General features: G+C 70.4%; 25 protein-coding genes. 19 read left to right on the top strand and 6 right to left on the bottom strand.

Annotated elements, in window-relative coordinates:
* Positions 1-58: 58 nt before the first annotated feature.
* Positions 59-1,750 carry a chitinase gene (locus ACIPXC_RS07350; protein WP_401614429.1) on the bottom strand — a complete coding sequence of 564 codons (1,692 nt, stop codon included), beginning with the start codon at positions 1,748-1,750 and terminating at the stop codon, positions 59-61.
* A 374-nt stretch (positions 1,751-2,124) separates the two neighbouring features.
* Between ACIPXC_RS07350 and ACIPXC_RS07345 the strand changes: the two genes are divergently transcribed.
* The 13 genes from ACIPXC_RS07345 (at position 2,125) to ACIPXC_RS07285 (ending at position 12,153) form a co-directional block, all read left to right on the top strand.
* A complete protein-coding gene (locus ACIPXC_RS07345; RefSeq protein ID WP_401614427.1) occupies positions 2,125-3,126 on the top strand; it encodes a hypothetical protein in 1,002 nt (333 codons plus the stop codon).
* A 50-nt stretch (positions 3,127-3,176) separates the two neighbouring features.
* A complete protein-coding gene (gene cpaB, locus ACIPXC_RS07340) occupies positions 3,177-3,878 on the top strand; it encodes a Flp pilus assembly protein CpaB (protein WP_401614425.1) in 702 nt (233 codons plus the stop codon).
* Positions 3,879-3,885: 7 nt separating this feature from the next.
* Positions 3,886-5,154, top strand: coding sequence for a CpaE family protein (locus ACIPXC_RS07335; RefSeq protein WP_401614423.1), 1,269 nt, complete (start codon positions 3,886-3,888; stop codon positions 5,152-5,154).
* Between the two features lie 171 nt (positions 5,155-5,325).
* Positions 5,326-5,655, top strand: a complete 330-nt coding sequence (locus ACIPXC_RS07330) for a TadE/TadG family type IV pilus assembly protein (protein WP_401614421.1) — start codon at positions 5,326-5,328, stop codon at positions 5,653-5,655.
* A gap of 1 nt (position 5,656) precedes the next feature.
* Positions 5,657-6,025: a TadE/TadG family type IV pilus assembly protein gene (locus ACIPXC_RS07325; RefSeq protein WP_401614419.1), complete on the top strand. Its 369-nt coding sequence runs from the start codon at positions 5,657-5,659 to the stop codon at positions 6,023-6,025.
* A complete protein-coding gene (locus ACIPXC_RS07320) occupies positions 6,022-7,371 on the top strand; it encodes a CpaF family protein (RefSeq protein ID WP_401614417.1) in 1,350 nt (449 codons plus the stop codon). Before ACIPXC_RS07325 ends, ACIPXC_RS07320 begins: the two co-directional genes overlap by 4 nt.
* A complete protein-coding gene (locus ACIPXC_RS07315; RefSeq protein ID WP_401614415.1) occupies positions 7,368-8,306 on the top strand; it encodes a type II secretion system F family protein in 939 nt (312 codons plus the stop codon). The genes ACIPXC_RS07320 and ACIPXC_RS07315 overlap by 4 nt, the downstream gene beginning before the upstream one ends.
* A 16-nt stretch (positions 8,307-8,322) precedes the next feature.
* Positions 8,323-9,216: a DUF5936 domain-containing protein gene (locus ACIPXC_RS07310; RefSeq protein WP_386455854.1), complete on the top strand. Its 894-nt coding sequence runs from the start codon at positions 8,323-8,325 to the stop codon at positions 9,214-9,216.
* A gap of 3 nt (positions 9,217-9,219) precedes the next feature.
* Positions 9,220-9,906 carry a LuxR C-terminal-related transcriptional regulator gene (locus ACIPXC_RS07305; protein ID WP_401614413.1) on the top strand — a complete coding sequence of 229 codons (687 nt, stop codon included), beginning with the start codon at positions 9,220-9,222 and terminating at the stop codon, positions 9,904-9,906.
* Between the two features lie 110 nt (positions 9,907-10,016).
* Positions 10,017-10,265: a hypothetical protein gene (locus ACIPXC_RS07300; RefSeq protein ID WP_401614411.1), complete on the top strand. Its 249-nt coding sequence runs from the start codon at positions 10,017-10,019 to the stop codon at positions 10,263-10,265.
* The gene (locus ACIPXC_RS07295; RefSeq protein WP_401614409.1) at positions 10,262-10,891 is read left to right on the top strand and encodes a pilus assembly protein TadG-related protein; all 630 of its coding nucleotides are present in this window, start codon (positions 10,262-10,264) and stop codon (positions 10,889-10,891) included. Before ACIPXC_RS07300 ends, ACIPXC_RS07295 begins: the two co-directional genes overlap by 4 nt.
* 31 nt (positions 10,892-10,922) lie before the next feature.
* Complete coding sequence (locus tag ACIPXC_RS07290) at positions 10,923-11,513, top strand: hypothetical protein (RefSeq protein WP_401614407.1); 591 nt, start codon at positions 10,923-10,925, stop codon at positions 11,511-11,513.
* 4 nt (positions 11,514-11,517) lie between these two features.
* Positions 11,518-12,153, top strand: coding sequence for an OmpA family protein (locus ACIPXC_RS07285; RefSeq protein WP_401614405.1), 636 nt, complete (start codon positions 11,518-11,520; stop codon positions 12,151-12,153).
* Here the strand turns inward: ACIPXC_RS07285 and ACIPXC_RS07280 are convergent.
* Positions 12,150-12,344, bottom strand: a complete 195-nt coding sequence (locus tag ACIPXC_RS07280; protein WP_319820379.1) for a hypothetical protein — start codon at positions 12,342-12,344, stop codon at positions 12,150-12,152. The genes ACIPXC_RS07285 and ACIPXC_RS07280 overlap by 4 nt on opposite strands.
* A gap of 10 nt (positions 12,345-12,354) precedes the next feature.
* Positions 12,355-13,206 (bottom strand): helix-turn-helix domain-containing protein, encoded by an 852-nt coding sequence (locus tag ACIPXC_RS07275; RefSeq protein ID WP_401614403.1) that lies wholly within the window; start codon positions 13,204-13,206, stop codon positions 12,355-12,357.
* Between the two features lie 371 nt (positions 13,207-13,577).
* Here ACIPXC_RS07275 and ACIPXC_RS07270 point away from each other — a divergent pair, with 371 nt between their 5' ends.
* Together ACIPXC_RS07270 and ACIPXC_RS07265 are read left to right on the top strand one after the other, a co-directional pair.
* Positions 13,578-13,973 carry an ATP-binding protein gene (locus tag ACIPXC_RS07270; protein WP_401614401.1) on the top strand — a complete coding sequence of 132 codons (396 nt, stop codon included), beginning with the start codon at positions 13,578-13,580 and terminating at the stop codon, positions 13,971-13,973.
* A 52-nt stretch (positions 13,974-14,025) separates the two neighbouring features.
* On the top strand, positions 14,026-14,337 hold the full coding sequence (locus ACIPXC_RS07265) for a hypothetical protein (protein ID WP_401614399.1): 312 nt from the start codon (positions 14,026-14,028) through the stop codon (positions 14,335-14,337).
* Positions 14,338-14,617: 280 nt separating this feature from the next.
* Here the strand turns inward: ACIPXC_RS07265 and ACIPXC_RS07260 are convergent, their stop codons facing one another.
* From ACIPXC_RS07260 to ACIPXC_RS07250, 3 genes are all read right to left on the bottom strand, one after another.
* A complete protein-coding gene (locus ACIPXC_RS07260) occupies positions 14,618-15,151 on the bottom strand; it encodes a hypothetical protein (protein WP_401614397.1) in 534 nt (177 codons plus the stop codon).
* 610 nt (positions 15,152-15,761) lie between these two features.
* The gene (locus ACIPXC_RS07255; RefSeq protein ID WP_401614395.1) at positions 15,762-16,235 is read right to left on the bottom strand and encodes a carboxymuconolactone decarboxylase family protein; all 474 of its coding nucleotides are present in this window, start codon (positions 16,233-16,235) and stop codon (positions 15,762-15,764) included.
* Positions 16,236-16,352: 117 nt separating this feature from the next.
* Positions 16,353-16,880, bottom strand: a complete 528-nt coding sequence (locus ACIPXC_RS07250) for a TetR/AcrR family transcriptional regulator (protein WP_401614393.1) — start codon at positions 16,878-16,880, stop codon at positions 16,353-16,355.
* A gap of 145 nt (positions 16,881-17,025) precedes the next feature.
* Between ACIPXC_RS07250 and ACIPXC_RS07245 the strand changes: the two genes are divergently transcribed.
* The 4 genes from ACIPXC_RS07245 (at position 17,026) to ACIPXC_RS07230 (ending at position 20,574) form a co-directional block, all read left to right on the top strand.
* Entirely contained in the window at positions 17,026-17,436 is a 411-nt protein-coding gene (locus tag ACIPXC_RS07245) for a nuclear transport factor 2 family protein (protein ID WP_401614391.1), read from the top strand.
* 200 nt (positions 17,437-17,636) lie between these two features.
* Positions 17,637-18,065, top strand: a complete 429-nt coding sequence (locus ACIPXC_RS07240; protein WP_401614389.1) for a hypothetical protein — start codon at positions 17,637-17,639, stop codon at positions 18,063-18,065.
* Positions 18,066-18,181: 116 nt separating this feature from the next.
* Entirely contained in the window at positions 18,182-19,957 is a 1,776-nt protein-coding gene (locus tag ACIPXC_RS07235) for an alpha/beta hydrolase (RefSeq protein ID WP_401614387.1), read from the top strand.
* Positions 19,957-20,574: a hypothetical protein gene (locus ACIPXC_RS07230; protein WP_401614385.1), complete on the top strand. Its 618-nt coding sequence runs from the start codon at positions 19,957-19,959 to the stop codon at positions 20,572-20,574. Before ACIPXC_RS07235 ends, ACIPXC_RS07230 begins: the two co-directional genes overlap by 1 nt.
* Positions 20,575-20,578 lie beyond the last annotated feature (4 nt).

Here is a 20,578-nt window from a genome sequence, read left to right as displayed (position 1 = left end):
CGGTCAATAACCTCAGGTGTCGGCCGAACCGTTCCGGCCACCCCCACACGTGTACCGCCTACGGCAGCCCGTGGACCTTGGGACCCACCGAGTTCGACCAAGCGCTACCCGCCTTGGCGTCCCAGTTGGTGGACCAGGTCATCGCGCCGCGCAGTCCGGGGTAGGTCTTCGACGGCTTGAAGGATCCGCAGTTCGTGCCGCGGGTCAGGCAGTCCAGGGCGTTGTTCACGACGGTCGGGGAGACGTAGCCGCTGCCCGCGCCACTGGGGGAGGCCGGGACGCCGATGCCCACCTGGGAGGCGTCGAGGCCGCCCTCCAGCTGGATGCAGGCCAGCGCGGTGAGGAAGTCCACCGAGCCCTGGGAGTAGACCTTGCCGTCGCAGCCGTTCATCGAGCCGCTGTTGTAGTACTGCATGTTGACGACGGTGAGGATGTCCTTGATGTTGAGCGCCGTTTTGAAGTAGCCGCCCTGCGTGGACTGCATGTCGATCGTCTGCGGGGCCATGGTGATGACGAGCGAGGGGCCCGCCTTCGCGGACAGGGCGCGCAGCGCCTGCGTCATGTAGGTGGGGTTGAGGCCGTTCTCCAGGTCGATGTCGATGCCGGTGAAGCCGTACTCCCGCATCAGGGCGTACGCGGAGTTCGCGAGGTTGGTCGCGGAGGCCGAGTCGTTGACCGTGATGGTCCCCTTCTCGCCCCCGATGGAGAGGATCACCGACTTGCCGGCCGCCTTCTTCGCGGCGATGTCAGCCTTGAACTCGGCGACCGTGTAGCCGCCGAGGCCCGCCGAGTCGAGGTTGAAGGCGATGGCGCCGGGCGTGGCGGTGGCGTCGGCGAAGGAGACGGCGATGATGTCGTACTGCGCGGAGACGTCGGAGATCTTCTGGACCGTCGCGCCGTTGTTGAAGTTCTGCCAGTAGCCGGTCAGGGCGTGCTTGGGGACGGCCGGGTTGCCCGGGTTCCCGCCGCCGGTGGTGGTCCCGGTCACCGGTGCGGACTTCGGCCCCTCGCCCGCCGCGTTGTACGCGCTCACCTGGAAGGAGTACGAGGTGGCGGGCGTCAGCCCGGTGATGGTGGCGGAGGTCCCGGTCACGGTCTGCACGCGGACGCCGTCCTGGTGGACGTGGTAGCCGGCCGCTCCGCCGACGGCGTTCCACGAAAGGGTGAGTCCGTTCGCGCTCTGGCCGGAGACGGCAGTCCCGGCGGGTGCGCCCGGGATGACCGGGCCGGGGTCGGTGCCCCCGCCGCCGTCCGGGCCGAAGACGCTGAAGTCGTCGACGACGTAGGCCGGCTGGCCGTACCAGCCGTGGGTGTAGACGGTCACCCGGGTCGTGGAGGGGCCGGTGGTGAAGGTGGTGGACAGTTTCTGCCAGCCGCCGCCCGACCCGGGGGTCCAGGTGGAGACGTCCTGCGTGCCGGTCCCGGTCGCGCCGAGATAGACGTAGCTGCCCTGCACCTGCGTGCTCAGCGTGTACGTCGAATTCGGCTTGACCGTGACGGTCTGGCTGCAGCGGGCGTTGTCGGATCCGGCCGGTGTGGCCTTCAGGGCGCCGGCTCCGGCGTACACCGGTGAGGAGACGGCGGCGCCGCTCCCGCCGGAACAGGACCAGTCGGCGAGGCCCGACTCGAAGCCGCCGTTGCGGGCGACGTTGATGTCCGCGGCCTGTGCGGTGCCCGCGGCGAGGGCCGTCAGGGCCCCGGCGGCGACGGTGACGGCGAGGGGCAGGGAGAGGGAGCGTATGCGGTTCACGTGGGCTCCGTGGGGGGAGGTGTCGTGGGGAAAGGGGAGCCGGGCCGTGTGGGGCGGGGCCGACTCACCGCGTGCGCTGCCAAGTTGGTCCAGACCAATCCCCGTGTCAAGAGTCTTCGCAAAGTGGCTTGAAATGGCCCAATGTGCGATCCCTGTTGTCCGGGTTTCCCGTCGCCTGTGACCGCTGCCTTACGCACGGGAATCACCAAGCCCCTGACCTGCCAGGGGTGACGCGGTTATGGTGCTGGGGCAAGGGGGGATGGACGGCGGCCGTCCGCGATCGCGCACCGGTGCGCGCACGCGACGCGGCCGCGACGCGTCCCCGTCGAGCGCGCGAGAGTCCGGACGTACGGGGAAACGTGGGGAACGGGGGAATGCGCGTGCCGACCGCCATCGCTGTCACGAGCGACGACCTGGTACTGCCGGCCCCTGACCGGCACACGCCCGGGGCCGCACTGCTGCACCCGCCCGAACAGCACGACCTGGAGTCCGCACTCGCCGGCACCAGTGCCCTCCTGGAGCGGCACGGCCACCTCGTGGCCCTCGTGCCGCCTTGGCTCCCGCGCGCCACCGTCCAGCGGCTGCACACCGTCCGGGCCATCCTGGAAACCGACCGGATCGCGCTGCTCGACATCGATCTGCCCCCGCTGGGAACGGCTCTGCTGGCCCGTCAGCTGCGCCAGCTCAGCGTCTGCGACTTCAGCCCCGGAGTCGTCGCTTCCGCGGCCCGGCTGCTGTCGCACTACATCTACGCGGGCGCCCTGCTCGGCTCGGTCGCCAAACTCGACCGGGTCCGCGTACCCGTGGGGCTCGGAGCGCACGCCCGGTCCTGGTCGCCGGGCGCGCAGTTCGCCGTACTCGCCCACCCGACACCGCACCTCGCCAGGCTGGGATCCACCGGCGCAGGGCGCGGCGCGCGCAGTGGGCGCGGTGGGCGCGGTGGGGCGCACGGCGGGGGCCACGGGGGCCGGGGCGGCCCGCCGGGCGGCTCCCCGGCCGGTCCGCAGGACGCGGCGGCGGCGGTCCTGCCCGCCGGCCCCGACTTCGCCACGCACCTCACGTTCGCGCGCGGCCAGCTCACCTCCGACTGGGTCGCCGCCGAACTCGCCCCCGGCTGGCAGGTGCAGGGCGTCATGGAGAACCCGCTGCCGGCCGCCTCACCTGCCTGGTGGGGCACCCCCAAGCTCGTCGAGTTCGCCGCCGGCATCCCCGACTTGTCCGTGCTCTACCAACTGGTCGCCTCGGTCCGCCGCGAGCAGTGCCGCTGGTGCGGCCTCGAACTCATCGGCGACCGCTGCGGCTTCTGCGCCGCCCCGCTCGCCGCCCCACCGCCGTCCGCGGCGGCGCCGACGGGTACCGGCCGCTCCAGACCCTGACCGACGACCGAACGTACGGATGAAGAAAGAACGGCGAGGTAGTACGGCCTATGAACTCACGCCAGCGCCGCGGCGTCATTCTGCTGCTCCTGTCGGTCCTCTGCGCCCTGGGGGCCTTCGCCGGAGTCCTCGTGGTGATCGGCGACGTCAACTCCAAGGTCGGCTCCGAGGTCGTCGCCTACCGCGTCAAGGCCGACATAGCGCCGTACAGCCCCCTGGCGGCCGGCCAGTTCGAGGAGGTCAGGATCCCCGAGCGGTGGCTGTCCGCCACCGCCGTCACCGACCTCGGTGCACTCAAGGACAAGATCGCGCTCACCACCCTGAAGAAGGGCTCGCTGCTGCAGGCGGACATGTTCGTCGACCGGCCGCAGCTGCAGCCCGGTGAGCAGGAGATCGCCATCATGATCGACGCGGCGACCGGCGTGGCCGGGAAGATCACCTCCGGCGCCAAGGTCAACATCATCGCCACCTTCAAGGGCGCCAAGGACACCGAACCCTCCCGTTCGGTGATCATCGTCGCCAACGCGCGGGTCCTGAACGTCGGCAGGCTCACCGCCCTGGAGAAGGACAGCGACCGCAAGGGCCCCTCCGAGGCCGTCCCGATCACCTTCGCCCTCAGCACCAAGGACACCCAGCGCGTCGCGTACGCCGAGTCCTTCGCGGAGCACGTGCGCCTGGCCCTCGTCGCCCCCGGCACCGACTCCGCGCCCGCCGCCGGCGACCGTACGTACACCCTCGACGGGGACAAGTGAGGCCCGGATGACCACCCGAATCCTCCCCGCGGTCGGCGACCCGGACGCCGCCCGCATCTTCTCCACCCTGCTCAGCCAGCTCCCGTCGGCGGAGCCCGCCACCCCCGTCCCCGACTCGACCACCCTGCTGGACACCCTCGCCCGGCTCGCCGTCGACTCCCTCGACGAACTGCCCGAGGTGGTCCTCGTCCACGAGCGAATCGGCCCGGTGCCCGCACTGGAACTCATCCGGGAAGTAGCGCTCCGCTTCCCGGCGGTGGGCGTCGTCCTGGTCTCCTCGGACGCCGGCCCGGCGCTCTTCTCCGCCGCGATGGACTCCGGCGCCCGCGGCCTCGTCGGCCTGCCGCTGTCCTACGAGGAACTCGCCGCCCGAGTCCAGGCCGCCGCCCAGTGGTCCGTGGGCGTCCGCCGCCACCTGGGCAGGGGCGCGGCCGAGACCTTCACCGGGCCGGGCGGACGCGTGGTGACGGTCACCGGGGCCAAGGGCGGCGTGGGCACGACCTTCACCGCCGTCCAGTTCGCCCTGGCCGCGGCCGCCTCGGGCCGGCGCACCGCACTGGTCGACATGGACCTCCAGGCCGGCGACGTGGGCTCGTACCTCGACGTGCAGTTCCGGCGGTCCATCGCCGACCTCGCCGGGATCCAGGACATCTCGCCGCGCGTCCTCCAGGACGCCGTCTACGAGGACCGCACCGGCCTCGCGCTGCTGCTGGCCCCGGCCGACGGCGAACGCGGCGAGGAGGTCGACGACCGGGCGGCCCGCCATATCGTCGGCGCCCTGCGCAGCCGCTACGAACTCGTCGTCGTCGACTGCGGCACCCAGGTGACCGGCGCCAACGCCGCCGTGGTCGAGATGGCGGACGTCGCCGTGCTGGTCACCACCCCGGACGTGATCGCCGTACGGGCCGCCAGACGCATGGTCCGCCTGTGGGAGCGGCTCCAGGTCCGCAAGGCCGAGGACACCGCGGTGGTCGTCAACCGCTGGAGCAAGCACACCGAGATCCAGCCCGCCCTGATCGAGAAGATCACCAAGACCCGCGCCACCCGCACCCCCGTCCCGGCCGCCTTCAAGGAACTCCAGGCCGTCCTGGACGCGGGCCGCGTCCAGGACCTCGACAACCGCTCGACGGTGAAGCAGGCCCTGTGGACCCTGGCCGGCGAACTCGGCCTGCTGGCCGCCCCGGACACTCCGGCCACCCCCGCGCCCCCGGGCGGCGCCCTGACCCTGCGCGCCGCGGGCACGGTCTCCCGCCTGCGCCGCGGCCGGGAGGGCTGACGGATGCGCGAGTCCGCCCGGAGAGGGGCCGGCGGGACCCGGGGCGACCGGAACCGGGGGTGGGGTCGGGACCGGGGCCAGGGGCGGTACCGGGGCCAGGGTCGGGTCCGGGGCCTGGTCCGGGGTCAGGGTCGGTGCCAGGGTCAGGGTCAGGGTCGGGACCGGGGCCAGGTGGCGATCGAGTTCGTCGGCACGGTACCGCTGATCCTGCTCCTGGTGGCGGCCGTGTGGGAGTGCGTCCTGATCGGCTACGCCTTCTCCCTGGCGGGCAACGCGGCGGACGAGGCGGCCCGGGCGGGGGCGGTGCACGGGCCCGAGTTCTGCGAGGCCGCGGCGAAGGAACACATCGGGGAGGCGTGGGCCCCCAAGGCGCACTGCGAGCGGTCCGGCGACATCATGCGGGCCAGGGTCACCCTCGGCATCCCGGTCTTCTTTCCCGGCCTCGACTTCGGCGAGATCGACGGCACCGGCGGCGCGGCACTGGAGAAGGAGGCGGACTGACATGAGGCGGCGCATCCGCTCCGACCGGGGCCAAGTGGCCCTGGAGTACATCGGCTTCATACCGATCCTGCTGTTCGTCGCCCTGTGCGCGATCCAGCTCGGCTGGGTGGCGTACGTCCACGAACAGGCGGACACGGCCGCCCGTACGGCGGCGCGCGTGGAGGCCCAGCACCGGGGCAGGGGCGTGGCGGCCGGACACGCGGCCATCCGCGAGGGGCTCGGTGCCGTCATCGACGTGAGGAGCACGGGCGACGCCGTCACCGCCGTCGCCGTCATCCGCATCAACTCGATCATCCCCGGGCTGAACCCCGAACCGGCCCGGGCCACAGCCGTCATGCCCAACGACCAACCCGAGGAGACCGGACCATGAGCCTGCGTTCCCGGGTCAGCACCCCCGACGACCGCCACAGCCCGCGCGAGGACGGCCGGCTGGTCTCCTCCTACCGCGCCAAGCTGCTGGAGGAGATCGACCTCGCCGAGATGTCCGCGCTCGCACCCGCCGAGCGCCGGGCGCGCCTGGAACGCGTCCTCGGGCACATCATCAGCCGCGAGGGACCCGTCCTGTCCACCGCCGAGCGCGCGCAGCTCATCCGCCGTGTCGTCGACGAGGCCCTCGGACTCGGCGTGCTCGAACCGCTCCTCGAAGACGCCTCCATCTCCGAGATCATGGTCAACGGCCCCGACCAGATCTTCGTCGAGCGGGCCGGCCGGGTCGAGCAGCTCCCCCTCCGCTTCGCCTCGCACGAGCAGCTCATGCAGACCATCGAGCGCATCGTCTCGACCGTCAACCGCCGCGTCGACGAGGCCAATCCGATGGTCGACGCGCGCCTGCCCAGCGGCGAGCGCGTCAACGTCATCATCCCGCCGCTCTCCCTGACCGGCGCCACCCTCACCATCCGCCGCTTCCCGCGCGCCTTCACCCTGCACGAGATGATCGCCCTCGGCTCCCTCGACGAGCAGATGCTCCTGCTGCTGTCGGGTCTGGTCCAGGCGAAGATGAACGTGATCGTCTCCGGCGCCACCGGCACGGGCAAGACCACCCTCCTCAACGCCCTCTCCGGCCTGATCCCGGAGGGCGAGCGCATCATCACCATCGAGGACTCCGCGGAGCTCCAGCTCCAGCAGGCCCACGTGATCCGTCTGGAGTCCCGCCCGGCGAACGTGGAGGGCAAGGGCCAGATCACCATCCGGGACCTCGTACGCAACTCCCTGCGCATGCGCCCCGACCGCATCATCGTCGGCGAGGTCCGCGGCGGTGAGACCCTCGACATGCTCCAGGCCATGTCCACCGGCCACGACGGCTCACTGGCCACTGTCCACGCCAACAGCTCCTCCGACGCCCTGACCCGCCTGCAGACCCTGGCCTCCATGTCGGAGGTCGAGATCCCCTTCGAGGCCCTCCAGGACCAGATCAACAGCGCCGTCAACGTCATCGTCCAGCTGACGCGCTTCGGCGACGGCTCCCGCCGCATCACGGAGATCTCCATCCTCGAATCACACGGCCGCGAACCCTTCCGGATCACCACGGTCTGCCGGTTCGTCGCCCAGCCCATGGGGCCCGACGGCCGCGTCCACGGCTTCTTCGAGTACTACCCGCTGCCGCGCCGCATCGCCGAACGCCTCTACATGAACAACCAGCCCGTCCCGCAGGCCTTCGGCGTCGCACTGCCCGACGACCCCCTCACCACCCCGCGCATCACCCGGACCGCCCTGTGAACCCACTGATCCTCCTCACCCTCGGCATCACGCTGCTGGCCTGCGTCCTCGCGGTCGTCGGCCTCCAGACGTACGCGGCCGGGCGCGCCCAGCACGCCGCCCTCGTCGAACGCCTCTCGGCGAGCGGCGTGCCCGCGCCGCTCGGCCGGGCGCGCCGCTTCCGCACGATCGACCGCCGGCTGCGCAAGACGCGGTTCGGCCGCCGGATCGAGCAGAAGCTTGCGACCACCGGCCTGGACCTGACACCCGGCGAGTTCTTCGTCTACATGCTCGCCGCGATCGCGGGCGTCTGGCTCATCGCCTCGTCCCTCCTCGCGCCGTTCTTCGGACCGGTGGCCGGCCTCATCGGCGTCTGGGCGGCGGACGCGTTCCTGGCCTGGCAGCGGGCGCGGCGTACGGAACGCTTCATCAACCAGCTCCCCGACCTGGCCCGCATCCTCGCCAACGCCACCCAGGCCGGGCTGGCCCTGCGTACCGCCATCGGTATCGCGGCGGAGGAGCTGGAGGCACCGGCGGGCGAGGAACTCGCGCGGGTCGCCGACCGGCTCGCGGTGGGCCACTCCATCGAGGAGTCCCTGGGGGAACTCACCGAACGCCTGCCGTCGCGCGAACTCGTCGTCCTCGTCTCCACCCTCGTCCTGTCGGCCCGGGCCGGCGGCGCGATCGTGGACAGCCTGCGCAACCTGACGGTGACGCTGGAGCAGCGCAAGGAGACGCGTCGCGAGATCCGCACCCAGCTGTCCCAGGTCACGGTGACGGCCTACCTGGTCCCGGCGATCGGGCTCGGCTCGCTGCTCCTCGTCGACATGATGATGCCGGGCGCGCTGGACCGGATGACGGGCGCGTTCTTCGGGCAGACGGCGGTCCTCGTCGCGCTCGGCCTCTTCGCGCTGGGCTTCGTCCTCATCCGCCGCCTGTCGAAGATCGACGTGTGAGGGGGCGGACGGGACGATGACGGCACTTCTCCTCGCTCTCGCCGTGGCCCTGTCGGTGTTCGGCGCCTTCCACGGCATCCGCCTCTACCGGGCGGACGTGAAGCTCCCCTCCGACCTGGCCCTGGCGCTGGAGGTCGGGGCGACCCGTACGACGGCGGTCGGCTCGCTGGTCGACCGCCTCGGCATCCGCTGGGCGCCGCTGGTCCTGCGCGCGATGGGCGCGAACCGGGTGGCGCGCAAGCGCCGGCAGATCGACATGGCGGGCAATCCGGCGGGTCTGACGATCGACCGGTACGCGGCCCGGCGCGCGGTGTACGGGGCCCTGGGAGCCGCCGGCGCCTTCTCCATGCTGGTCAACGGCCAGCTCGTGGCGGCCCTGCTGATGGTGGCCTTCGGCCTGTTCTGGATCGAGGTCGGCCTGTGGTCGGCCATCCGGGTCCGCCGCGACCACATCGAGCGGACGCTGCCGGACTTCCTGGACGTCCTCGCCGTGGTGGTGAGCGCGGGGCTGGGCTTCCGGCAGGCGCTGGACCGGGTGGCGGGCAAGTACGAGGGGCCGTGGGCGGACGAGATCCGCATCACGCTCCAGCAGATGGACATGGGGGTCAGCCGCCGGCAGGCCTTCGACGAACTGCGGCGGCGCAACGACAGCGAGCAGGTCGCGCAGTTCGTGACGGCCCTCCAGCAGGGCGAGGAGCTGGGCTCCCCGATCGTCGACACGCTGATCGCGATCGCCGAGGACATGCGCCGTACGGACGCCCAGAACGCCCGGCGGCGGGCGGCCCGGGCCGTGCCGAAGGCGACGTTCGCGGTGACGATGTTCATGCTGCCGGGCACGCTCATCCTCCTGGTGTGCGGATTCGTCTACGGCGCGAACGTCGACTTCGGTGCGCTGTTCGGGGGTGGCTGAGCGATGGCGCGGCTGAGCGTGCTCATCGCCGACGGGAACCCGGTCATCAGGGCGGGCCTCGCGGCCATCCTGGGCGCGGCCGTGGACATCGAGGTGACGGCCCAGGCCGCGGACGGCCGCGAGGCGCTGAGCCTGACCCGCCGGTACGCGCCGGACGTGGTCCTGCTGGACGTCCGGATGCCGGGGGTGGACGGCATCTCGGCCCTCCCTCACCTCGTACAGCTGGCTCCGGTACTGATGCTGACGTACAGCAGGGAAGCCGGAATCGTCCGCGAGGCACTGCTGCTGGGCGCCGGGGGCTACCTGGTGCACGGCGAGTTCACGACGGACGAGCTGCTCAGGGCCGTGCGCGACGCCCCCCTGGGCCGCCCCCACTTCACGCCGACGGCGGCGAGCGCCCTGCTGACGGAACTCCGGGCCTCTTCGCATCCGCAACGAGATGTGGCACAGTCGTCCGAGCGGATGCACAACTCTGTTGTTTTCGGGCTGAGTTCCCGGGAGGTAGAGATCATGGATCTGATCGCGTCCGGAATGAGCAATCAGCAGATCGCCGCCGCCTGCTTCATCAGCGAGAAGACCGTCAAGAACCACATCAACCGCATCTTCGCGAAGCTCCGCAGCGCCACGCGCAGCGAGGCGATAGCCCGCTGGCTGGGAACCGCCCGTCCAGGAGTGACCGGTCATGGGTAGACAGAGTGCGCAGTGGGTCCGTAATTGGGCCCCGGGACCCTTGGTCACGGCTGGTGACTCGCCGTACCGTCCGCAGATCGACACCGGTACCGGCCCGGGAGGGAACCCCCATGTCACAGAACACGCTGCTGAAGGCCGCCGTGGAGACGCGGATCAGGGTGAACGGATGGGCGGACACGGCCGTGACGAGGCTCCGCAGGCGCCACGCCCAACAGGACCGCGGCCAGACGGCTTTCGAGTACCTGGGCATCATCCTGGTGGTCGTGGTGATCATCGGGGCGATCGTGGGCACGGGCATTGGGCAGGAGATCACTACCAAGATCAAGACTGCGATCACCAACATCAAAGCCGGTACGTGATCGCACAGAAGCGATCGCGTGATCGAGGGCAGGCGTTCCCCATCTACGTCTTGGTGGTGGCGGGCCTGCTCTTTGTCGCTCTCGCCTTCTTTGCCGTCGGCCAGGCCTCGGTGACCCGGAGCAACGCGCAGGGGGCGGCTGACGCGGCCGCCCTGGCAGCAGCCCGCGAGGCCAGGGACAACCTCGTACCTGGTCTGGACCTGGCCGTGTTGAAACCCGAGGACTGGGAAGACGTTCTCGACGGCGGCCGTTTGTACCTGGCTAAGGGGTGCGGGGCGGCGCCCGGCTTCGCAGCGAAGAACGACGCAACGGCGCAGTGCACGCGGGAGGCTCTCAGCTTCACTGTTGAGGTCACAACCAAAGGGACGGTGGGCGATTCGGTAATCCCCGGGACCGATTCCATGCACGGCACGGCCAACGCGACCGCAGTGATCGAACCCCGCTGCCACCTGGGCTCCCTCACACCCCTCACCCGGCCGGCCGATCCCCCCGATACCGCTTCGGAAGAACCCGCCCCGATCAAGATCCGGTGCAAGGGCGGGAAAGACATCGACTTTGACCCACTGAAGCCCAACCCATGGCGCACGTTGGCGAGGGCCCTCTTCGACGTGAGACTGGCCGACTGACGGCGACCCGTGAGACAAGGAAGCAGCACACATGAGCATTCGGCACACGGTGAAGATCCGCGGGGGAGCAGCCGTTGCGGTTGCGGCGGCGTTGGCGCTCACGTCGGCCGGATGTGGGACAAGTGACGACGGGAAGGGGAAGCAGACTCAGCAGCCCGCCAGCCAGCAGTCCCAGGGCGCCGCCTCCCAGGCCCCGGTTCCCAATCAGAGCCAGGGATCGTCGCCCACCCAGGTCATCGCCACGATGGACGGTGCGAACGGCATGGTGTTGACCGTCAATTCGGCCGCGCGTGACGCAGGCGGCTTCCTTACCGTGAACGGGCAGCTCAAGAACAACGGCAAGGAAGCCTTCGTCGGTACCGCGGCCTGGCGTGGCAACGAACTGACCCAGAGCGGTGAGTCGGTGGCTGGCGCGACCCTCGTGGACAAAGCCGGTAAGAAGCGCTACTACGTGCTGAGGGACACCGACGGCAGGTGCCTGTGCACCACCGGCATCTCCAGCGTGGCGGCAGGCCAGACCGTCCCGATCTTCGTTCAGTTTCCTGCACCCCCGGCGAACACCACCGAGGTGGAGTTCAGCCTCCCGACATTTACTACGGCCGTCGTCAAGATTTCCGGGTGACCCCATGACAAAACGCCACCGCACCATCGCCACGTCCGCCGCCGTCGGCCTTGTCGTTGCTGGAGGGCACTTCATCGGGGCCGGCTCCGCACACGCCGACGACGTGAAGCCCTCCGTGCCCCCCGGCACGGAGCCGTCCGCCGCCGCGCCCGTGGCAATCGACTCCAACGCGCCCGGGCTGAAGATCCCGCAGGGCGGGACCCTGGCCCCGGTCAAGGTGCTGGACATCGCCGAGGTCGTCGAAGACCTCGGCGGCGAGCAGCGGCGGCAGGAGACCAACGAGACCGTCATGATGGCGCTGCAGTCCGAGGTGCTGTTCCCCGAGGACAGCGCCGCCTTCAACGCGCAGGCGGCAGCCCGGATCCAGGCCATCGGGAACGAGATCAACCAGTCCAAGGCGACCCGCATCCGGGTCTTCGGTTTCACCGACGACCAGGGCAGCTACGAGCACGGCAAGGAACTGTCCAAGCAGCGGGCCGACGCCGTGCACGCCGAACTGACCAAGACGGTCACGAACCCCGGCGTCACCTTCGACGTCCGCGGGTACAGCGAGGACTACCCGATCGCCGACAACAGCACCGAAGAGGGCCGCAAGAAGAACCGCCGCGTGGAGATCACCTTCCCGCGGGGTGCGAGTTAGTCGAGCAGGTGGTCGGCCCGACCTGCCTTGATGTCCCGGATCAGGGCCTGGAGGGCCGCTCTGCTGTCGGTCAGCGGTCGGTCCTCCTGGCCGGCCACCGCTATGTAGCTGTTGCCGTCCCCGTCCACCCCTATCCGGTAGCAGCTCGCGCCTTCGCCGCAGAAGGCGTCTTCCCAGTCGATGTCAGTCATCGGGGTCCTCTCAGAGCTGGCGGGCCAGGGTGTGGATGAAGTCCCGCGACGCGGTGGGTGACAGGCTGAGACGCTCCATCCAGTCCAGCTGCGCTCGATACTTGGACAGTTGAGCCTCGGTGTGCAAGAAGTCCGGACCGTGTGTGCTGTCTACCTGCACGGTGTCGAGCCGGGGGGTGGGGCCCTCCAGGTAGTTGACCGTCTGGCCCGCGCCGGGGAATCCTCCCGCCTCGAAGGTCAGCACGCGGAGATCGATGTTGCCCCGTTCCGCCATGTGCCCCAGGTACTCCAGCTGCGCCCGCGCCACCTTGCGCCCACCGAACTGCATGCGAAGCGCCGCTTCGTGCACGACCGCGACGTATTCGGGCGTCGAATCGCCCTCCAATACCTGTTGGCGCTCCAATCGGTGTGCAAGACGCAGAGCCACCTGGTCTTCCGGGAGTGAGGGTACGACGAACCGGAAGAGGGCCAAGGCGTGCTCGCTGGTCTGCAACAGGCCCGGGATGTGGACCGAGTGCGCACATCTCATGCGCGTTGCGTGCGCCTCCAGCTCGGCGATATCGAGTACCGAGGCGGACAGGGAGCCCCTGTAGCGCTCCCACCAACCGCGTTTGCGGGTGCGGGCCATGGCGACGAGGGCGTTGATGTACTCCTCGTCCGCACAGTCGCAGTGGCAGGCCAGCGAGCGGATGCGCTCCTCGCTGATGGCGCGAAAGCCCTGCTCGATCGCAGAGACCTTGGACCGGTCGAGGCCGAGCAACCCGGCGACGGATTCGGCGGATACGCCCGCCGCCAGTCTCATCTTGCGCAGCTCGGCGCCCAGTCGCTTCTGCCGTTCTGTCGGCGAGGTACGTGGCGGCATGGGAGCAGTCTGCCGTGTCGCCCCCCATCGGTTCCACGGGCTACCCAACCCCGGCAGCGGGGTGGCCAATAGTCCACCTTCGGCGCTACATTGGGTGACGCACCGCTTACGCAAGGCGAGTTGAAGTGCATCGCCCGGCCCTGCCCGGGGGACGAGCCACGCCCGCCGCCCATGCCGCCTGTGAACGGTCCTCGTGAGCCCCTGTGCGCGTCGAGCGTCCGAAGCCGAACCGTCTGTGCCCACCGACGACTTGGGAGCCGAAGTTGCTCACCCCGTACCCCCACTCGTACACCGCCGCATCCACCTGCCCGGTCGCACCGGATCCCGGGACAGCCGGTCAGGCAGCCCTCGCGGAGAGGCTGTCGTGCAGCATGACCCTGCCCGCATCGCCCCGTTCACCCGGGATCGCCCGCCAGGCCGTACGGGCAGCCCTGCACGCCTACGCCCTCGACCCCCTCGCACCGACAGCCGTACAGGCCGCCTCGGAACTCCTCGGCTCAGCCTGGCGGATGGACCCGTACGGGGAGCTGTACCTGTCCGTCCGCTACCGCGACGACGAGCTGCGCGTCATCGTCTACGACGCGCATTCCGCCCACACCCACCCCCGGCTCGCCGCGCTCTGTGAGGCCCGCCGCCGCTCGACCCTCCGGGTGTTCTCGGCACTGGTGCGTGACCACGGGGGCGACTGGGGCCTCGGGCCGTCCCGGGAGCCCGGCGGTGGGACCCGTACCTGGGCGACGCTGCCCAACCGGCCGCCGAACGGCTGAGGGAGGTCGTTTCTCCGGCCGGCTCGGCGCAGCCGTGGGCCACGCTGGTGTGATGCGCCTTCGCCACACCATCACCGCCTCCCTCGGGGCTCTCGCGCTCGTCGGTACGCTGCCGGCCTCCGCCGGGGCCGCTGTGGGCACGTTCAGCTACGTTTCGCCGGAGTACGGCGACTTCGACATCGCCGACCCCGTCGGCTCGGAGTGCTTCCTCCTGCTCCAAGGCGCGACCAGTGCGGTCAACGGCACGAACAGCACAGCCACCCTGTACGCGGACCGCGGCTGCGAGGAGCCCCTGAGCACCCTGGACCCCGGTGCGGCCCGTGGCTTCGCCGAGCCCGTCCCACACAGCGTGAGCTTCGCGTAGCCCGGTAGCCCGGTAGCACGTCACGGGCGGCCGCGCAGGGTTCCGACGAACACTTCGAGGACGAACGAACGGATCAGCGCGTCGGTGATCATGTCGCCGACGCGCATCCACTCGGACCGACCGCTTCCCGGGACCCCACGGGACTTCCCCGGACCAGTGCACGCACAGAAGCGCCGACAGCGCGCAGATGGCGTGCCGCACCCTTGTCGGCCCGGGGAGGAACCAGGCTCGGCGTCGCCACGCCGATGAGGCTCTTCCGGGCGTTCGGTACTCCTGACGATCAGGCGGGGTCGATGTCGCGGAAGCGCTTGAAGGACTCCGAGCCGCTGGCGCCTTTCTTCCACTTGACGGTCAGGGTGTCGCCGTTCTGGCTGAGATTGCCGACCCGGTCCTTGTCCGGGACCCGGACGCCGTCCTGGCTGCACAGCAGTGCGACCTCCAGGAAGTCGCCGCTCTCGTCCTTCTGCCAACGCCCCTTGCATTCGAACCCGGAGGAGCCGCCGCCGAGGATCGCGTTGATCCGGGCAGGCTCGTCGAGGTACGCGTCGCCGAGGGCCAGCATCGTAGAGCCGGAGGTCTTCCACACGGCCTGGAGGCCGGTCCCGGTGGGCTTGGGGGCGGGCGGGTTGGCGGGGGTCTCCGACCTCTCGGGCGGTGGCTGGATGGTCGGGGCCTTCTCGCTGGGGTTCGTGCTGGGCGCCGAGGCGCTCGGGCTCGCCTTGGCCTCGGTCGACCCGGTGTCGTCGCCGCCCCGGCCGACCGCGAACCACACCCCGCCGGCCACCACGACGAGAACCACCACAGCGGCCGTCACGATGAGCCCGGTCTGCCGCTTCCCCGGCCCCGGCCCCGGCGGCTGCCCAGGCGAACCGGGAAGGGGGTGCGGTGGCGGGTAACCGCCGTACGGCGAGCCCGGCTGGACATACGGGTTCCCGGCTCCGGGCGTACCGGGCTGCGGCGCCTGCGGGGGTCCGTAACTCGGCTGCGGCGCCTGCGGGGGTCCGTAACCGGGCTGCGGCGGTACGGCCGGAGGGAACGGTGGAGGCGGCGGCGCGCCGAACGGCTGCTGTGGCGACGACCAGGGGTGCTGCGGCTGCTCGCCGGACGGTTGGGTCACGTGGTTCCTTCCCAAGGCCGACCACTTGTCGGCACGTCACCTCTTTCTACCAGCCACCCACCCGGCCCCCGCATACGGCCCCTGCGGCGCACGAACCACGTACCGGGCCTGCGTACACGGCACATTGGACGTCCGGCCGTGCCCGGCGCGCCCGGCAGCGGAAGGGCTGCGCCGCGAGTCCCCGGACCTTGGCCGGAGGCCTGTCGGGAGTACGCGCACCCCGTCCGGGACCGGCTCGGCCCCACCCACCCGAGCGGCCGGGGCGGGACCGGGCCGGGGGTGGCCGGGCCGGATCGGGCGCTCGCGATCAGCCGAACTGGCCAGGCTGGTAGTCACCCGCCGGCTGCTGGATGATCACGTTCATCCGGTTGTAGGCGTTGATCAGTGCGATGAGCGACACCAGAGCGGCCAGCTGGTCCTCGTCGTGGTACTTGGCCGCGTTCGCCCACGCCTCGTCCGTGACCCCACCGGCCGCGTCCGCGATGCGCGTGCCCTGCTCGGTCAGCTCCAGGGCCGCCCGCTCGGCGTCGGTGAACACCGTGGCCTCACGCCAGGCCGCGATCAGGTTGAGGCGTCCCGGGGTCTCCCCGGCGTGGGTGGCGTCCTTGGTGTGCATGTCGGTGCAGTAGCCGCAGCCGTTGATCTGGCTGGCCCGGATCTTCACCAGCTCCTGGGTGGCCGCCGGAAGGGTCGAGTCCGAGACGGCCTTCCCCGCGGAGTTGATGTACTTCGCGAACTTGGCGGCGACGGCGTTCGCGTAGAAGTTCAGTCGTGCGTCCATGGCGGTCTCCTGGTCTCCCGGTCTCCGGGCTGCTTGCCGTATCGGTGGTTGCACAGCACTGACGGATCCCGTCGCGCGGATGTGACCGCCGAACGCGACAGCCGGGAGTGAGCTGCGTCACTGCCGCAGGAGGAGCTCCGCGACCTCGCGCGCCCTGCGGGCCGGTTCCGGGCCGGGGCTCAGGGAGGCCACCGTCGTCGCGCCCTCGACCAGGATCAGCAGCTGGTCGGCGAGCACGGGCGGGGCCCCGGCCGGGACCAGTTCGGCCAGGAGTGCGTGGAGTTCGGCCTTGTGGACGCGGACGACCTCCGGTGCGGCCGCGCCGAGCTCCCCGTACGCGTTGAGGAAGGCGCAACCCCGGAAGCCGGGCTCGCAGAACCATCGCGCCAGCCAGTCGAAGACGGCGGGGACCGGCTCCGCCGCGCCCGCCACCGATGCGCGAAGGCTCGCCGTCCAGCGCCGGTCACGGCGTTCCAGGTATGCCGTGACCAGGGATTCCTTTGCAGGATAGAGCCGGTAGAGGCGCTTGAGGGGCACCCCGGACGCGGTGCGGATGCGGTCCATGCCCACCGCCTGGATGCCGTGGCGGTAGAACAGCTCCTCCGCCGCGTCGAGCAGGCGGGTCCGTGCCTCTTCGTCGTCCATGAGGGCAGCGTAGCCCGATAGCGCTTGCGGTGAGAACGCCCGTTCTCCTAGGGTGGGGAGGTGCAGGAGAACGACCGTTCTCCTCTTCCGTTCCTCTTCGTCTTCCTTTTCCTCTTCCTTTTCCTCGACCTCGGAAGGCTGCACCGTGACCCGTCCGCCCCTGCCGCCCTTCACCGACGCATCCGCCCGCGCCAAGGTCCAGGCCGCCGAGGACGCCTGGAACAGCCGCGACCCCGAGCGCGTCGCCCTCGCCTACACCGAGGACTCCGTCTGGCGCAACCGCGACCGCTTCCTGACCGGCCGCGACGAGATCCGCGCGTTCCTCGCCGACAAGTGGGAGCGCGAGCTCGACTACCGGCTGCGCAAGGAGCTGTGGGCCCACACCGGCAACCGCATCTCCGTCCGCTTCGAGTACGAGTGGCGCGACGCCTCCGGCCAGTGGTGGCGCAGCCACGGCAACGAGCAGTGGGAGTTCGACGACGACGGCCTGATGCGCCGCCGCGAAGCCAGCATCAACGACGTCCCGATCACCGCCGAGGACCGCCGCATCCTCTGAACGGCCGTAGGTGCGCGCACTCACCCGCGAGCCGTTGTCTGAGTACGCCCACCCTTGGCGGCCACTGCGACGAGCTGGTATGGCGAACCCACCCTTCCTCCGAACGGATGCCTCGCGAACTTGTGTTTGCCGTTGGTTTGCTGTTGCGTACCGGAAGAGGGCGGCGCCGGGGGAGCGCCGCAGGAGGGGCAGCACACCGCATGACCACGCAAGGGGACCTCCCGGCGCACTGGCAGCAGCTGTTCGGCGGACCGCCGGCCATGAGGCTGGCATCGGCAACCGCTGCTGGGGGCGGCGGGGGCGGGGGTGAAGCGGACCTTGCGCACTCCGGTGGTCCTTGGACCAAGGCCTCGGTCGCGGCCGGCGAGCTGCGCGTGACCACAGCCGAGGGCCTCGGCAAGATGTCCGCCGCGCACGAGGGAATCGCAGCCGGTACGGCCGGACTTGGCGCCACCGCTGCGCTGGCCGCGGTCCGCGAGTCGTGGGAGAGGCGGGTGTCCGCCGTACGGGACGAGTGCGGCTCGGTGCAGGGCGCTCTGCTGAACGTCGCCCGGGAGATCGGCGAGGTGGACGTGAACAACAAGGTCGCGTTCTCGCAGCTCGTGATCAAGCAGGATGCCGACCGGTGACCCTGACCTGGCAGCAGCTCCGCGATCTGAAGACCCAGGAGTTCACGGAGGCCGCGACCGCGTGGGCCGATGTCAGCACCAGGGCGGACGCCGGACGTACGCGCATCAGCGTAGGAATGATCAAGGCGCTGGAGTCCCAGAAGGGCGCGTCCGCGACCGCGGCCTACGAACGGCTCAAGCGCGTCGACCGCAACTTCGACTTCATCCACACCGAGTGCGGCCTCGTCCGTACCACCCTCAACTCGCTGGCCCACGAACTCTCCGAGGAGCAGATACGGCTCAAGCGGGCACTCGACGACGCGGCGGCGCACGGCTACACCGTCCACGCGGACGGATCCGTCCAGTATCCGCAGGGCGGCGAGAACTTCCTCACCAAGGAGCCGGTGCCGGGCGGTTCCGTTCGGGGCGTCGACCGACCCTTGTACCTCCAAGACGCGCCCACGCACCCCCTGGGCAAGGCGCCCTTTCCCACCAGTGCCAATCCGCACCATGCCGTCGCCCAGGAGATAGCCACCCGCATCGCGGGCGCGCTGACAGCGGCCCAGGACGTCGACTCCCGCTTCACGCGGGCGCTGAACGGCCTCAAGGCGCCGGACGGTCTCGATGTCACGGAAGCAACCTGGGCCGACGCCGCCGGTGACGCGGCCGTGGTCCGCGCAGAAGCCAGGGACTACCTGCGGGACACCATTCCGGAGAACGTCTCCCCGGCTGACCGCAGCAGCTGGTGGAAGGGGCTGACGGACGACCAGCGGGCCGAGCTCATGACCACCTACCCCGATGTGATCGGAAACCTGGACGGCATCCCGGCCGAGGTCAGGCACGAGGCGAACCAGGACAACCTCCAGATGCTGATCGGCAAGCTGTCCGAACAGGACGACGAGAAATCCCAAACCCAGCTCGCGGGCATGCGCTCGATCGACGATCAGCTGCGTAATCCCAAGTTGGGAGATCCCCCGATGTACCTGCTGGGCATCGGAGACCAAGGCGGCGGCCGGGCCATTGTCGCCTTTGGCAACCCGGACACCTCGCGGAACGTCTCCGCGTACGTCCCGGGTCTGGGCACGGCCCTGGACGCGGAGTTCGCCCGCAATGATCTGCAGCGCGCCCGCGATACCGCCGCGGGCGCGCGGCGGCACGATGCGAGCTCCGCTTCGATTGTCTGGCTCGGCTACGATGCGCCGCAGCTTCCCGCCGCGGAGTGGCACGACAATGCGGATGTGATGTCCCAGGAACACGCCGAGAAGGGCGCGCCCGCGTACAACAGCTTCATGGCCGGCATCGCTGCCGCGAATCACAACCCCGACCCCCACATCACGGCCATCGGCCACTCGTACGGCTCGCTCACGGTGGGGCAGGCGGCGCTACAGAGCGGCGGGATTCCCGGGGCCGACGACATCGTGCTGTTGGGCAGCCCCGGTACGGGCGCCCAGCGCGCCGACCAGCTGGGTGTGGGCAAGGAGCACGTGTATGTCGGCGCCTCCGACCATGACCCCGTGTCCATGACCCCGAACAAAGTCGAGTCCGGCGCGATGCTCGCCGGAGGGGGTGCGGGGGCCCTCGCAGGGGGGATCGCCGGGTCAGCCCTCGGGCCCGTCGGTTCGCTGGGCGGTGCCATCATCGGAGGCGCGGCGGGAGCTGCCCACGGATTCATCGTGGCCGACGCGGTGACCGATGAGAGCCAGATCTACTTCGGCACGGATCCCGCACGCAAGGAGTTCGGCGCCAACCGCTTCAAGGTCGACGACGGCCCCCTTCCCGTCATCGAAGGCCAAGGGCCAATGGACGCGCATTCCAACTACTTCAACCCCAACAAGGATCCGGAGTCCGCCGGCAACATAGCGTTGATCGTCGCCGGCAAGCCGCACCTGATCACGACCGAGGAACACCGCTGATGGCGAACCGGCGACACCTCCAGGTGAAGCAGACCCTGCGAGCGGCGCTCTCCGTGCTCGCGTTCACCGCCCTCGCCGTAGGCTGCGGGCCCGGCGACGAAAAGGCCGACAGGAAAACCACCATGAACATGCAACAGGGCGCCGAGCGCGCCGACGCCATCCTCCAGGAGACCCTGGGGGCCGTGCGGCCGGAGCTCAAGTGGAACCACGGCCCCGGTGGCAGCGCCGGCTGTACGAAGGGTGTGGCGGGCGCGGCCACCGGCACCGGAGCCGCGAAGCGTTCCATCACCATTCTCACCGTCGTCTCCGAGCAGCGGCGCGGGGCGCTGATCGGCGTGATCGAACGTGACTGGAAGAGCCGCGGTTACAAGATCACAGGTGTTCGGCAGGCAGCGGAGGCGCCCGCCGTGTACGCCAGCACCCCAGACGGTTACAGCCTGTCGGTCGAGGTGGCCGGTGAGGGCCAGTTCTTCCTGGACGCGGCCACCCCGTGCCTCACCGACTCGTCCGTCATGGACCCCATGGCGCAGCCGAACACCCATGTGCGCACCACCGAGTTCCCCCAGCGCCCCGACGAGCAGGACGCGTTCTGGTCGGCCGCGACGCCGGTTCCGTAGGGGC

The organism is Streptomyces sp. NPDC090021 (assembly GCF_044748225.1).
Lineage (GTDB): Bacteria > Actinomycetota > Actinomycetes > Streptomycetales > Streptomycetaceae > Streptomyces.
Note: the sequence above shows the minus strand (reverse complement) of the source record. Positions and strands in the feature narration are given on the sequence as shown.

Excerpts from the sequence above, each read along its gene's own strand:
- ACIPXC_RS07285 (WP_401614405.1), top strand. The coding sequence starts at position 11,518 with ATGACAAAACGCCACCGCACCATCGCCACGTCCGCCGCCGTCGGCCTT.
- ACIPXC_RS07290 (WP_401614407.1), top strand. The coding sequence starts at position 10,923 with ATGAGCATTCGGCACACGGTGAAGATCCGCGGGGGAGCAGCCGTTGCG.
- ACIPXC_RS07235 (WP_401614387.1), top strand. The coding sequence starts at position 18,182 with ATGATCAAGGCGCTGGAGTCCCAGAAGGGCGCGTCCGCGACCGCGGCC.
- ACIPXC_RS07275 (WP_401614403.1), bottom strand. The coding sequence starts at position 13,206 with ATGCCGCCACGTACCTCGCCGACAGAACGGCAGAAGCGACTGGGCGCC.
- cpaB (WP_401614425.1), top strand. The coding sequence starts at position 3,177 with ATGAACTCACGCCAGCGCCGCGGCGTCATTCTGCTGCTCCTGTCGGTC.
- ACIPXC_RS07325 (WP_401614419.1), top strand. The coding sequence starts at position 5,657 with ATGAGGCGGCGCATCCGCTCCGACCGGGGCCAAGTGGCCCTGGAGTAC.
- ACIPXC_RS07320 (WP_401614417.1), top strand. The coding sequence starts at position 6,022 with ATGAGCCTGCGTTCCCGGGTCAGCACCCCCGACGACCGCCACAGCCCG.
- ACIPXC_RS07305 (WP_401614413.1), top strand. The coding sequence starts at position 9,220 with ATGGCGCGGCTGAGCGTGCTCATCGCCGACGGGAACCCGGTCATCAGG.
- ACIPXC_RS07230 (WP_401614385.1), top strand. The coding sequence starts at position 19,957 with ATGGCGAACCGGCGACACCTCCAGGTGAAGCAGACCCTGCGAGCGGCG.
- ACIPXC_RS07300 (WP_401614411.1), top strand. The coding sequence starts at position 10,017 with ATGTCACAGAACACGCTGCTGAAGGCCGCCGTGGAGACGCGGATCAGG.
- ACIPXC_RS07255 (WP_401614395.1), bottom strand. The coding sequence starts at position 16,235 with ATGGACGCACGACTGAACTTCTACGCGAACGCCGTCGCCGCCAAGTTC.
- ACIPXC_RS07310 (WP_386455854.1), top strand. The coding sequence starts at position 8,323 with ATGACGGCACTTCTCCTCGCTCTCGCCGTGGCCCTGTCGGTGTTCGGC.
- ACIPXC_RS07250 (WP_401614393.1), bottom strand. The coding sequence starts at position 16,880 with ATGGACGACGAAGAGGCACGGACCCGCCTGCTCGACGCGGCGGAGGAG.
- ACIPXC_RS07345 (WP_401614427.1), top strand. The coding sequence starts at position 2,125 with ATGCGCGTGCCGACCGCCATCGCTGTCACGAGCGACGACCTGGTACTG.
- ACIPXC_RS07335 (WP_401614423.1), top strand. The coding sequence starts at position 3,886 with ATGACCACCCGAATCCTCCCCGCGGTCGGCGACCCGGACGCCGCCCGC.
- ACIPXC_RS07280 (WP_319820379.1), bottom strand. The coding sequence starts at position 12,344 with ATGACTGACATCGACTGGGAAGACGCCTTCTGCGGCGAAGGCGCGAGC.
- ACIPXC_RS07270 (WP_401614401.1), top strand. The coding sequence starts at position 13,578 with ATGACCCTGCCCGCATCGCCCCGTTCACCCGGGATCGCCCGCCAGGCC.
- ACIPXC_RS07265 (WP_401614399.1), top strand. The coding sequence starts at position 14,026 with ATGCGCCTTCGCCACACCATCACCGCCTCCCTCGGGGCTCTCGCGCTC.
- ACIPXC_RS07240 (WP_401614389.1), top strand. The coding sequence starts at position 17,637 with ATGACCACGCAAGGGGACCTCCCGGCGCACTGGCAGCAGCTGTTCGGC.